The sequence below is a fragment of the Spirulina sp. CCY15215 genome (assembly GCF_016888125.1).
In the GTDB taxonomy this organism is placed as follows: Bacteria; Cyanobacteriota; Cyanobacteriia; order Cyanobacteriales; family Spirulinaceae; genus CCY15215.
In genome coordinates this window covers 12,768-26,283 of the sequence record NZ_JACSWA010000425.1, presented here as the reverse complement: position 1 = coordinate 26,283, position 13,516 = coordinate 12,768, and the positions used below count along the sequence as shown (strand labels likewise).

The following is a 13,516-nucleotide window of genomic DNA, read 5'->3' as shown; positions in this document are numbered from 1 at the left end:
CCTACTCCCTACTCCCTACTCCCTACTCCTAATGATTAGCTATCTCAGAGGAAAAGCGATCGCCTTGACCAAAACCCTCAACAAGCGCGTTATTTTAGTGGTTGAAACCAACGATATTGGTTACGAAATACAAATTACATCCCGTTTAGCTAGGCAAATTCCCATCGGTACGGAAGAAATAACGCAAGTCTTTACCCATCAACAAGTTCGCGAGGATAATTTGATTTTATATGGTTTTTCTGCCGCAGCCGAACGCGATTTATTTCGCCAATTGATCGGGGTTAGCGGAATTGGCGCACAACTGGCGATCGCCTTAATTGATACCCTCGGATTAACAGAGTTGGTGCAGGCGATCGTGACGGAAAATACTCATCTTCTGGCAAAAACTCCTGGTGTAGGCAAAAAAACTGCCGAACGCATTGCTTTAGAATTAAAAACAAAACTGTCACAATGGCGACAAGCTGCGGGAATTTCTCTTTCAACTTCTTCCGTGGGACCCTCATCAGAAATTCAAGAAGATGTAGAAATGACTCTCCTTGCATTAGGATATGAGAATGAGGAAATTCAACAAGCACTTTCTGTTTTGAGTACAGACGCACAATTACTGAAAAATCCTGCATCTGAGGAATGGATTAGAAGTGCGATCGCCTGGTTGAGCCAGTAAGATTTCCTCGCGCTAGAGAAAATTCTCAACATTTAATGATTAGTAATGTTTAATAAATTTTTTGGTACAATCAAATTTCAGTTATTAGTTTTATTAGTGGGAAGTACCTCGATTCCCGTTTTGATTGTGGGGATTTACGGGATTTATTCTTCAACCAATGCTCTCTCGAAAGTTGCCACTACTCAAGAACAAAATCGAGTCAAGGAACGCAAAGAAAAAGTAACTACATTTTTAGAAGGGATTGAAAATGATGTTTTATTCTTAAGCAAAGTACCTCCGATTCAAGGGATGATTCGTGCTGAAGCAAATGAAGGTGTTGATACCGAGAATAGTTCAACTTTTGAACAGTGGCAGAAGCGACTTAATGAGATTTTTTCTGCAAAGTTAGAATCAAAGTCTTACTATTTTAGTCTGCGCTATATTGATAAAAAAGGGGATGAAATTGTTAGAGTCGATTCTGAAGATAATGATGTGAAAATTATTCCGCGATCGCAGTTACAAAATAAAGCAGATCGTCCCTATTTCCAAGATACAGTAAAATTATCTGAACGGGAAACCTATGTCAGTCCTGTTGATCTCAATCAAGAAAGAGGAGCTATTGAATATCCCTATAAGTTAGTAATTCGTTATGCGACTCCTATTTTCGATCCTGCGGGCAATCATCAAGGGTTAATTATCATCAATGTATCAGCAAAACGTTTGGTTGATTTTATCAGAAATGAAGATAAAGATAAGAATACAGAAATTTTTGTTATTAATCAAGATGGATATTATGTTTATCATCCTGATTCTAACAAAGAATGGGGCTTCGATCTAGAACGCGATGATAATTTTTCTCAAGATTATTCTGAAAGCATTGCCAAGCAAATTTTAGAGAGCGATCTCGGCTATATCGATCGCGGAACTGACAAATTAATTAGTTTTGATACGGTGGTTCTCAATGAAAAAACGGGAGCATCTTTAAAGATTATTTATCTCGTTCCCAAAGCGATTGTTTTTCAACCTATTGCTAATTTTAGATGGGTTGCCAGTTTGGTGATTCTTTCTTCTCTAGCGCTTGCATTGGCGATCGGAGTGACTAAAATTCAACAATTAAGCAATCTTATCAAACAATTAAGCGATCGCGTTTTAACTGCTTGTCACGAAATTGTCACGACTATGATCGGCCAAGAAAGAATCTCGACGGATCAATCAACTTCTACGAATCAAACTAAGATTATTATGGACGATCTGGGTATCGTTGCGCGTCAGTCGGAGGAGCAAGCACAATCATCTTTAATTTCAGCCCAAAAAGCCTTAGAAATGACAGAAAGTGGCAATAGTTCTGTAGAAGAAAACATTTTTAAAATGTCTGAAGTTCGAGAGAAAGTAGATGCGATCGCCAAACAAATTGCAACTTTAAATCAAAAAACCAATGAAATTGGCAAAATCTCTCAATTAGTCTCTGAAATTGCCAATCAAACCAATCTTTTAGCCTTAAATGCTTCTGTAGAAGCAGTTCATGCAGGAGAACATGGTAAAGGGTTTTCTGTGGTAGCAGTAGAAATCCGAAAATTAGCCGACCAAAGCAAAGAATCTGCCGATCGCATTAATGGTATTGTGACAAATATTAACAAGGAAATTAATATCGTTGTTCGAGTGGTCAAGGATGGCGATCGCACGGTGGAGGAAGGGGTGAAAATTGCGCGATCGACAGATTTGGCATTTAGTGAAGTGAAAAATGCCGTCAATGATGTGGTTTTGAATAATCAACAAATTGCTATGAATTTACGTCAGCAAGTTGCAGCTATTCAGGTGGCGATCGATGCTGTGGATGCGATCGATCGCGGAGTCAGAGAAACTGCAACAGGAGTCAGTCAAACTCGACAGGAAACAGAGAAATTGAATCGAACGGCGATCGATCTTAAACAAATTGTTTAGTTGTTGGTTGTCCGATCGTGCAGTTGTATTAAATTAAATTATGGTAAAATGAATATTCATTCTAATGTAGAAATTGATGGCACGCTTAATCCCTGTAGAAATGATTCCTAACTCTTTATGGAGCAAAGAAAATTCTCTTTTGCATTTACCCCCACAGCTAGTTTCAAGCTGGACGATGCTTTTGGACAAATATGGGTTGAGAGAAAAAGCAATGACAGAAGCCCCAAAGGGATTTGAGGGAGGTATGAGCAAGGAAGACACTGATAATCATTTAGCATGGCGATTTACCGGTTCATCAGCAAGAGTTATGCTAACAATACTCGATCCAGAGCAGAAATTATTCAATATTCCTGATGTATTTGCTCGTGTATTTTCTGGTAATAAAGTATTTTTAGCAGATTTGCCATGTGGATCTGGAGCAGCATCAATGAGTATTCTTTCAGTACTTTGTGAGTTACGGAAACAAAGTCGAGTACCACGGATGCCACTTCATATAGTAATCGTTGGTGGTGAAATTTCAGAGTATGCACGAAATTATGCAAAAGAAGCCTTAGAGTCTCTAATGATTGAATTAGAAGCGCAAGCTATTACAGTTGAGTTTGATATTATTTCATGGGATGTATGTGATAAATTTTCAAATACTGCACTCATCAAACAATTAACAAGAAAAAGTACAGATTGTTCAGCAAAACTTTTAGTTATGGCTAATTTCTCTGGCTTTTTAGAGCGTGAGCAAAAATGGAAAAAAGCAAGCAAACAATTCGACGAACTTTTTCGACATAGTTTAGATGATAACAGTATTGCTCTTTGGATAGAGCCGAGCAAGAATAATGTAACCAAGGAAGGTCAATTTTTTTCCCGCTTAATTAATTGGTTTAACCAACAATTCTCTAAGTTCATTGGCAACGAAAAAGAAAGTAAGCAAAATAGCTATGCTGATTCATCCGTTAACGTAAATCATCCACTGATGGATGGTGCATTTAGAGTCAATTTAGCAGTCATTCGATTCGATCTTCCTTGAAGGAGTTAATTATGAAACCAGAAAAACTAGCAGTTAGAGCAATTAATCAGTATAGACGGCGTGACATACTTGCCTATCTTGGACTACGCTATTATTTGGATAATGATTGTGCAAAGAATGATATTTGGGCTAGAGATATCTCAACGCACCTTGTTCAGACACGAGAATTACCTGTTTATTTTCGGTCTTATCATTTCAAGAAAATGGCTGATAATAATATTGATGTAGTTTACAGAAATATTTATTTACCAGGAGCAAATGAGATGTTTGCTGAATCAGCATTGCTCTATGAATGTTCTCTAGATACTGCTTTTCAAGCATTACCCTGTGTTTATAGTTATCCTTTTCCAGACCCGTCTACCAAGGAAGGAATATTTAAAAATTATTTTCCTAAATTTCAGGAACGCAATCATTCTATTATACACTTTTGCAAGAGTTCTAATCATGCAAGAGTTCGCTATACTGATATTAAAAAATTTTATCCCAGTATATCCTATGAATTTGCACTCAAAACATGGCGAGCGGCTTGCAATCGCTCCAAGCTCTCTACTAAATTTCGCGACCTTGGAGAAAAATTATTAACACAATATGCTGAGATAGCCAAAGCTCATAATGAAGGTTTGGGTTTACTTACCGGTCCTATGTTTAGTCATTTGATTGCTAACTTAGTTCTTTTTGAGGTCGATCGATTAATGTCTAAATATATGAAAGGCAAATATTGGCGATATGTAGATGACTTTGTTCTTGCTGGTGATGTTGAGCAAATAAAAGTAGGGCGCAAGCAATTAAGTAAAATATTAACGGATATGGGTTTTTCATTACACGACGAAGGTAAAGATTTTGAGGTTGAATCTACTGTATGGCTTAAAGAGACAAATAATATCGATCCTTCAAAAAGTAAAACTTGGATTAGCTTAATTGCAAATATTAAGCGATTTTTAATTGCCAAGCCAGAAGAGAGAGTCAATCTCGAACGAGCTTTCTCTCAATCGGAGATTAAAATATCATTACTTGACTACTCAAAGGTAGTATCAGAATCATCATATCTTAAACAAGTCTACGATAGGTTGGCAAAATATTCACTGACTGTAGATAAGTTATTAAATGATGCTCTTCAAGCAAAAAATATTTATCATGAGGAAATCAATATTCTTCTGGATAAAAACCATAACCTTGAAGGGTACGCAAGAAAACAATTAATATCAAAACTTCGCTTTTATGCTAAACGATTAAGTTATCTTGCGACTTCAGATACTCTTGCTATACTAAGCCCTGCCCTTTCTAATTACCCAGAATTATTGTTGGAATCAAGAGTAATGCGTACCCTTTACTCTCAAGATATATCTTCATTAATTAAATTAGGAGCTAATGCTGTTCAGGCAGCTGCTCAAATACTACGGATTCAAGGAAATCCAGTCACTTGTTCTCTTGATTCATTTGGAGAAGTTGAGCTTCAAGGTTTAGCAATTTTGCGACTCAATGGTATTGAGATTAAATTCTCAGATAATAGGGATAACCACACCAAGCTCGATCCTCTCAATCAGTTTGCATTAGATATAAATTCAGCAGAGTTGATGAGATCAAATGATTTATTTATCAAAGAAATTGCCTGTATTCGTGGAGTTGACAAACGATTAAAACACACTGATATACTAGATAGTGCTTTTGATAGAGATGAACCTCTCAGTTTTGATATAATCGATCAATTACAAGCATCTAGTTATTTCTAGGTTTTAATATTATGAAAAGATAATTATGAAAATTTTAATTCTCGATACTGAAACAACTGGACTCAATCCAAATAGCGATCGCTTGTTAGAAATAGCAGCAATTTTATGGTCTGTAGAGCATCGTTGTATACTCATGCAAGCGAGTACCTTAATTTGTTACGAACCAATAATTGAGAACCCGGCTGAACCGATTAATGGTATACTATCTCAAACACTTGAATTTACTTTTAACTATAAAAGTGGGTTAAAAATGATCGTGCAAATGTCTTCGTTTGCACTTTATATTTGTTCTCATAATGCTAGGTTTGATCGTGCATTTTGTCAAAATGTCGAAGGGCTAGAACTTCCTATGGACAATTGGATCGATACCCAGGATATCATTTATCCTAAATCTCAATATAGCAACAGTACCAGCTTAAGTAATTTAGCGATTATTCATGGTATCCCAATTTTGAATGCTCATCGCGCTCTCAGTGATTGTCAAGTCTTAGCTAATCTACTAACTTTAGTCCCCGATTTAGAAGTACAATTATCGAAAGCTGCTCGACCCAAAGTTTTAGTTAAAAGTTTGGAAGAAAAACCCGGCAGATTGAGCAAGAAACATGGATTTCGATGGAACTCAATTATTCCTTTAGCTTGGGCAAAATATATGCCGGAAGAAGATATCCCCTTGCTACCATTTAAAGCAATTAAAGTTTACAGTTGAAGCGATCGATCGCATCTCCAATCCTTGAAAGTGGAAAGTGTTTGCATTGCTAGTTATCAAACTTTAACCCCTTCGATATCTTCATCAATGCGATCGTATAAATCCCGTAACTTTTGTAACTTCTCTTCATTCGGCTGCCAAAAGCCCCGACCATTTGCCTCTAACATACGTCCGACAACATTACGAAAGGCTTCTGGGTTCGCTTCTTGTAAGCGTTTTGCCATCTCTGCATCCAACGCATAGGTATCGGCTGCTTGGTCGTACACCCACTCATCAGTAAAATCGGTGGTCCCTCCCCACCCCAGCAGGGCCGTCATGCGCTGAGAGATTTCGTAAGCACCCCCACTCCCTTGATCTGCCATTGCTTGCGCCCATTTGGGGTTTAATAGCTTAGTACGGTATTCTAAGCGTAACAGGTCTTCTAATTTGCGGGGGGTGGTATCTTTCGAGAAACTCTCCACAAAACTCGCATTTACCCTCTTCCCACTGCGCTTTTCTGCTGCTTTTTTCAATGCACCTGTATTGGCGTAATATTCCTGAATATCCGTTAAACCGTATTCTACCGAGTCAATTTCTTGGATGATGCGATCGCATTTCCCCAATAATTGCTGCAAAACTTCTGGCCTTGCTTCTCCCTTATCCTTGCGTCCATAACTAAACCCATTACGGCTTTCCCATGTCTGCGCTAACTCATCCCCGGAGTCCCAATTGCCATCCACGACGCGATCGTTCACTAAAGAACCAAAATCTCCCGCAGGATTAGAAAATAAGCGTGCAGAGGGGTTTTCTACACCTTGTTTTTGCAGTTCTAAAGCGTGTTTGCGAATGTAATTTTGTTCCTCAGATTCCTCCGCATTTGCTGCTCGTTGAAACAGGTCATCTAACAGTTCAATAATATTAACAAAACTATCGCGGAAAATACCAGATAAATTACCTAATACATCAATGCGAGGATGTCCAATTTCTGCCAAAGATTTTAACTCGTAGCGGACGATCCTTCCCGTCCCTTCCTTAACAGGTTCAGCCCCCACTAATTCGAGTAAAATTCCTAAAGATTCTCCCTTGGTTTTAATTGTATCTAATCCCCATAACATCACCGCAACGGTTTCGGGATATGTTCCCTTTTCGTCCAAGTTTTGTTGGATGATCTTACGGGCAATTTCCTGTCCTCTCGCATTGGCTGCGGGAGAGGGCATTCGATAGGGATCTAAGGCGTGAATATTCCTTCCAGTGGGCAATACACCCACACCATCGCGTAATAAATCCCCTCCTGGTGCAGCAGGAATATACTCTCCATTTAACCCTCGCAATAAGTTGTTTAATTCGTCTTCTGTTTGCATGAGTAGATGGCGAATTTGTAAGGCTTCTTCTAGCTTTTGTGGAAAATCTTCTGGGAGTTGAGTTTCCTGTTTGAGATGCCAATATTCTGCTGCTTTGAGGAGGCGATCGCCTTCCTCTCCCTCATAAATCCCTTGCATTGTCTCTTCGGGAAAATAAAACTCGCCAAAATACGCATCTAAATACGATCGCAATATCTCAAAAGAAGGATTCTCTCCCAGGGTATGTAAGCCGGAAGAAAAGAGACGCTGTTCAACAATTTGCAGATACTCATACACCTTGACAAAATATTGATTTAATGCGTTTTTGCTAAACAATTTTGCATTTTCCATTGTAAAAGCAATCCCTAATTTTTCTCCCTCTGCAAAAACACAATCAGAATCAATTCCCGAATCAATAATTTTCTGACAAATTGCCTCCTTGAGAAGCTGATTTTTCTCTGTATCTTCTCTATATTCAGCAATTAATTCCCGTAATACTGTTAACTCTTTATACAATCCTGCACGACCATAAGGCGGTACATTATGAGAAATGAGAACACCATAACCCCGACGTTTTGCTAAAATTGATTCTGAGGGATTATTACAAGCATAAATATATAAATTTGGCAAGTTTCCCAACAAAATATCCGACCAAGAATAGCTCGTATTTCCTAATGGCGATCCTGGCAACCATTCGACTGTTCCGTGCATTCCAAAATGAACTACGGCTGAGGCTTGAAAATCATTTTGTAACCACTTATAAAAAGCAGCATATTGAGGATGGGGTGTTAAATCTTTTTCAAACATTAAGCGCATGGGATCGCCAGAAATGCCTAAAGGAGGTTGTACACCAATCCAAATATTACCTAACTGTATACCACCCAGGAGAAAATCATCGCCAAAGGTTTTAATTCCCGTATCTTTGAGATTATGCCATTGTTTCTCAATGCGGGTTGTTAAAAGATATCCTAACCATTGTTCTAGGGTTTTAATGTTCACTCTGTGAGCAGTGTTTGTATTTTCGTCTTCTTTTTTGATGCGATCGATTAATGCTTCTCCTTCTTCGGGTAATTCTCCCACATTATAACCCTGTTTTTGTAAAGATTTGAGTAGATTTAAAAGGCTTTTAGGAACATTTAAAAGTGCGGCTGTTCCTGTCGCCCCATATCCAGGCGGAAAGTTGTAGAGAAGAATTGCAATTTTTCGTTTTTCTGGAGGAGTTTGTTTTAATTGAATCCAATTTTTTACTCTGCCGATTAAACGGTTCACTCTTTCAGGTACGAGGTAAATATCTTCACCGACTAATCCTCCTAATGGGACGGTATCGATCGCGCCATCCAATTCCGGTAAAGCATAGAGAACAACGCTTTGCAGTCCACCGATCCCTTGTCGTGTCCACGAGTAAATATCTTGAATGAGCAACGGTGCAGCAATAATATAAGGAACATTTTTTGAGGTGAGAATGCGCCGTGCAACCTCAATTTGTCGTCCTGCTTCCATCGATCCCGCCGGTCCGCCAACGAGGGGAAAACCAATCGTAGAAACAATGATATCTACTTCTACAGCATCTTGAGAAAGAGTAGAATTCTTGGGCTTATTTTTCCCTTCATCTACCGTCGTCATCCAATCTCTAACCGCTACGTGACCTTCAACTCCATTAATAAAAATGGGGAGAGGAATGAGTCCAGCTTGTTCAAATTTACTAATCAATTGAGGAATATAAGGCTGTTGACTAATAACGTGCTTGCGGTACAGCAAAATACCGATAACTGGGGTCTGTTGCCTGTTGCCTGCTGCCTGTTGCCTCAAAATATACCAATCTAAATACTCTCGCGGTGATGTAAAATAACCTTGATAATCGGGGTGTAAGAGTCCCATGTTTGGCGTTTCAATGGGGGCGGGAATTTCACCAATTTTTAAATTAAGGTATTTCTCCCCTAACGTCCAAAAGAGAGAGGCAACATTTTGCAATCCTCCCGCATTCCAATAGCCGTAAATAATCAGCCAGTTTCGCAAATCTTGAACTTTTTTCGCAGGGATAAATTTGAGTAGTTTTGGACCTATTTTGAGAAAACTAATATATCCTGCCAGTTTATCTTCTTCTCGTCCGCTAGAAAACTTACTGAGAATAAATTGAATCGGTTTAGGCATTCCTTTCGGTTTGTCACCGATCGCAAATTTACCCAATTTCGTCAAACTCATTAACTCTAAAGCAGACTCGAAAACAAGGCGAATAGGAATCTCTTGCACTCTTTCTCGCAACCAGATAACCTGTTCGTAATCAAAGAGGAGACTGGCAAAGAAAACATCGGCATTTTTGAGAGATTCTGTAACAGTATCCGGTTGGGTAGCGAGATCGCGATCGCTAAACGTAAAGATTTCTAATTCAGGACACCGCGATCGCGCTAATTTAGCAGCTTTTCGGTACAAGTCCGCGTTAAAGGTTTCAAACCCCGTAATTAAAACGATGCGTTTCATTTTCTCAACCTTGCTAACTTGCTTCTTTTCTATTGTAGATGGGAGAACGATGCTTTGATTGTGTATAAATACTGAGGGAGAGGAAGCGATCGCAAACCAAAGGAGATTTGGTATGATTTGCAGAGGGGTGAGATTGTGGCGATCGCCAATTTTTGCTGATATACTTGACAAGAAACAATCAATGGCGTTCCCTCTTGAATTTAAGTGATAGTCGAGGGGCGGTATTTATGCTAAAAACGCCAATATCACAAATAGTACAATATCCGGTAACTCAAATAAATCTTTTGCGCGATCGCAAAAGAAACATCCTGGAATTATTCTGGGACGTTTACACCATGATGGTTTAGTTGATTACAAAAATCTTCGCAGACTCCTTGTCAAAGTTAGTCCTTTTTTGGAGCAATGGATTGATGTTTAAACAACTTAATGCGATCGCCGCTTTTCTCCTGATTGGATTTGCGACTCCTATTGCTTTTTCTGCCCCTTTCCTCTTAAATCAACTCAATAACTGCCCTTACTGCGATTTGCAAAATGTCAACCTCAGAGGGATTGATGGTCGCAGAATGCCCATAAACTGGCAAGGTGTCAACCTCAGTCATGCCAACCTATCTCAAATGAATTTGCAGGGTGTTAACCTCATGGGTGCTAATCTCAGTCATACTCGACTCGTGGGTACCAATCTGCGAAATGCCAATTTAACTGGGGCGAATTTAACCGAAGCAATTCTGCACGGTACCAGCTTACAAGGGGCAAATTTAGGCAATGCTAACCTGAATGAAGCCAGTTTAATTGCGATCGCCCTCGAAGCCGGACAATTTCAAAACGCCAGTTTCGACAATTCTCGCTGGCAAAATGTTTATCTGGGAGGAGCAAACCTTCAAGGTGCCAGTTTAGTTGGAGCAATTTTGCAAAATGTCGATCTTGTTGCAGCAAATTTAGCAGAAGCGGATTTATTTGAGGCGAATTTAAGGGGTGTAAAATTGAGAAATGCGAATTTATCGGGAGCAAACTTGAGCTATGCTAACCTCAGAGGGACGAGTTTAGTAGAAGCTAACTTATCGGAGAGTATTTTACAATCAGCCGATTTGACTTCAGCCGATCTAACCTTGGCCAACTTAACCCGAGCAGACTTGCAAGAGAGTAATCTAGAAAATGCCAATCTCGATCGCGCTATCTTACGAGAAGCAAATTTAATGGGGGTAAATTTAGACCGAGCCTATTTGGTCAATACTGACTTTTGCGATGTTATTATTTCTGAGGAAAAAGAAATCCGAAGATTAATTGAAACGGGAGCAGACTGCGACTAACATCCAACGGGTTTGAATTTAAAATACTTGCTAATTGAAAAATGTTGAATCCGAGACTGAAAAAATTATTAACTTATCTTCGTCCCCATTGGCAGCACGTTACTTTGGGGATGATCGCGTTGTTTATTGTTAATGTTATTGGTGTTTTTATTCCTTTATTCATTCGCGATGCGATCGATGATCTCCAAGGCGCACTAAATTTTAGTAATATTCTCCGCTTTGTCTTTCTTATTTTTATTTTTGCCTCCCTCATGTGGTCATTCCGCATGGCTTCAAGAATTACCATGTTTGGGGTTGGTCGTCAAGTCGAAGTTGACCTCAAACAACGAATTTTTCAACATTTATTAAAACTACAGCCGGCTTATTTTGCTGTTAATTCTATTGGCGATCTGATGAATCGCTCTACCAGTGACGTTGATAATATTCGTCGCTTATTGGGTTTTGCAGTTTTGAGTTTAGTGAATACGCTGTTTGCTTATTGTTTTACTCTTCCGGTCATGTTGGGTATTCATATTAAGCTAACATTGTGTGCTTTAGCAATTTATCCCTTAATGTTAATAGCCGTGCAGTTATTTAGTGATAAACTGCGAATGGAGCAAAGAGATGTACAAGAAAATCTTTCCGATCTGAGTCAATTGATTCAAGAGGATATGAGTGGAATTGCTTTAATTAAAATTTATGCTCAAGAACTGAATGAAATAAGTGCTTTTAAAGGCAAAAATCGCAGTTTATTAGAAGCCAATTTAAAGTTAGCAAGAACGAGAAATTTACTCTTTCCTATTATTGAGGGATTGGTTTATATTTCTTTATTGATTTTATTGTGGTTGGGAACAGCAGCGATCGAAGTTGGAGAAATTTCTATTGGCGATTTTGTGGCTTTAATTCTGTTTGTAGAACGATTAGTATTTCCTACTGCTTTATTAGGGTTTACGATTACGGCATATCAACGGGGAGAGGTTAGCATCGATCGCATTGAATCTATTCTTATGGCTTCTCCTTCTATCCAAGATGAAGAGGGAGCAATGGTTTTACCTCCAGAATTAGTTCAAGGAAAAATTAGCGTTCAAAATCTTAATTTCACCTATCAAGGAACGGAGCGACGGGTATTAAAAGACATAAATTTTATTATCGAACCTGGAGAAACTATTGCAATTGTCGGTCCAATTGGTTCGGGAAAATCAACTTTGGCTAATGCTTTACCCCGCTTATTGGATCTCGCCCCGGAACAAGTATTCCTAGATGGATATGATATCACAAAACTGCGCCTAAAGGATTTACGAGAGGCGATCGCCTACGTTCCTCAAGATAGTTTTCTTTTCAGTACGGCCATTAAAAATAATATTCGTTATGGTCAACCTTTAGCAGAACAATTTGAGATCGAAGATGCGGCCAAACAGGCACAAATTCACCCAGAAATACTCAACTTTCCCCGTCAATATGATACCCTTGTAGGAGAGCGAGGAATTACTCTTTCAGGAGGACAGCGACAACGCGCATCTCTCGCTCGCGCCCTCATTGTTGATGCTCCCGTGTTAATCTTAGATGATGCCCTTTCTAGTGTGGATAATCAAACCGCAACGGAAATTTTAGGGCTTCTTTCTACCAGCGAAGTAGGCGATCGCACGGTTATTTTTATTTCTCATCAACTCTCAGCCGCAGCTACAGCCAATCGCATTTTTGTCATGAATGAGGGAGAGATTGTGCAAATGGGAACTCATGAAGAATTAATCGTAAAACCGGGTTTATATCAACATCTCTGGAAACAACAACAATTAGAAAAAGCCGTGTTATGACAATGATTGTAATTGATGACAGTTGGTACCAAAGACCTGCCAATATCCCCGAAAGTATTTCTGCGGGAGGAGTCGTTCTTCGCACGGAAGATGAGGTGATTTATGTTGCTTTAGTGGGAGAAGGAAAGAATGATAAACTTGTTTTACCCAAGGGACATATTGAAGCAGGAGAAACCCCAGAACAAGCTGCACGTCGGGAAATTGAGGAAGAAGCGGGACTAACAGAGTTAGAACTTATTGCGGATTTAGGCATGAAAGAAAGACTAAGTTTATTTAAGAAAGAATGGAAGAAAGTTTATTATTTTTTATATCAAACGAAGCAAATACACGGGCAACCGACGGACTCGACTATCAACTATACTCTTTATTGGTTTCCTTTAGAGCATTTACCCGCATTTTTCTGGAAAGAGCAAAGAGAACTGGTTGAAACCGTTCGTAAATGGGTGCAGAATGGGAAAATACAGCTATAGAGGTATCGCGATCGCCAAGAGTCCCATCGATCCAGCCCACAATTTTCACGAGTTTTTCACAATCTTTTTGTAAACTGATAGTTTAGGGATATCTTGCCTCAACAGAGT

The 13,516-nt window shown here is 39.1% G+C and carries 9 protein-coding genes and 1 pseudogene; 9 read left to right on the top strand and 1 reads right to left on the bottom strand.

Going from position 1 to position 13,516, the window contains the following annotated elements; all coding sequences use genetic code 11:
* The first annotated feature begins 31 nt into the window (after positions 1-31).
* The 5 genes from ruvA to JUI58_RS12270 all read left to right on the top strand — a co-directional run bounded on the left by ruvA (position 32) and on the right by JUI58_RS12270 (position 6,041).
* A complete protein-coding gene (ruvA, locus tag JUI58_RS12290) occupies positions 32-664 on the top strand; it encodes a Holliday junction branch migration protein RuvA (RefSeq protein WP_204104079.1) in 633 nt (210 codons plus the stop codon).
* A 45-nt stretch (positions 665-709) separates the two neighbouring features.
* Positions 710-2,584, top strand: coding sequence for a methyl-accepting chemotaxis protein (locus JUI58_RS12285; protein ID WP_204104078.1), 1,875 nt, complete (start codon positions 710-712; stop codon positions 2,582-2,584).
* Between the two features lie 76 nt (positions 2,585-2,660).
* Positions 2,661-3,605: a hypothetical protein gene (locus JUI58_RS12280; protein WP_204104077.1), complete on the top strand. Its 945-nt coding sequence runs from the start codon at positions 2,661-2,663 to the stop codon at positions 3,603-3,605.
* Between the two features lie 11 nt (positions 3,606-3,616).
* On the top strand, positions 3,617-5,335 hold the full coding sequence (locus tag JUI58_RS12275) for an RNA-directed DNA polymerase (RefSeq protein ID WP_204104076.1): 1,719 nt from the start codon (positions 3,617-3,619) through the stop codon (positions 5,333-5,335).
* Between the two features lie 25 nt (positions 5,336-5,360).
* The gene (locus tag JUI58_RS12270) at positions 5,361-6,041 is read left to right on the top strand and encodes a 3'-5' exonuclease (RefSeq protein WP_204104075.1); all 681 of its coding nucleotides are present in this window, start codon (positions 5,361-5,363) and stop codon (positions 6,039-6,041) included.
* Positions 6,042-6,097: 56 nt separating this feature from the next.
* Here the strand turns inward: JUI58_RS12270 and bchH are convergent, their stop codons facing one another.
* Positions 6,098-9,838, bottom strand: coding sequence for a magnesium chelatase subunit H (bchH, locus tag JUI58_RS12265; protein ID WP_204104105.1), 3,741 nt, complete (start codon positions 9,836-9,838; stop codon positions 6,098-6,100).
* A 280-nt stretch (positions 9,839-10,118) separates the two neighbouring features.
* Between bchH and JUI58_RS27740 the strand changes: the two are divergent.
* The 4 genes and pseudogenes from JUI58_RS27740 to JUI58_RS12250 all read left to right on the top strand — a co-directional run.
* A pseudogene (locus JUI58_RS27740) lies at positions 10,119-10,256 on the top strand (addiction module antidote protein, HigA family); the annotation flags it as partial.
* On the top strand, positions 10,249-11,145 hold the full coding sequence (locus JUI58_RS12260; RefSeq protein ID WP_204104074.1) for a pentapeptide repeat-containing protein: 897 nt from the start codon (positions 10,249-10,251) through the stop codon (positions 11,143-11,145). The pseudogene JUI58_RS27740 and the gene JUI58_RS12260, both read left to right, overlap by 8 nt.
* Before the next feature lie 41 nt (positions 11,146-11,186).
* Complete coding sequence (locus JUI58_RS12255) at positions 11,187-12,938, top strand: ABC transporter ATP-binding protein (RefSeq protein WP_204104073.1); 1,752 nt, start codon at positions 11,187-11,189, stop codon at positions 12,936-12,938.
* Positions 12,935-13,408 (top strand): NUDIX domain-containing protein, encoded by a 474-nt coding sequence (locus JUI58_RS12250; protein ID WP_239121429.1) that lies wholly within the window; start codon positions 12,935-12,937, stop codon positions 13,406-13,408. Before JUI58_RS12255 ends, JUI58_RS12250 begins: the two co-directional genes overlap by 4 nt.
* Positions 13,409-13,516: the final 108 nt, after the last annotated feature.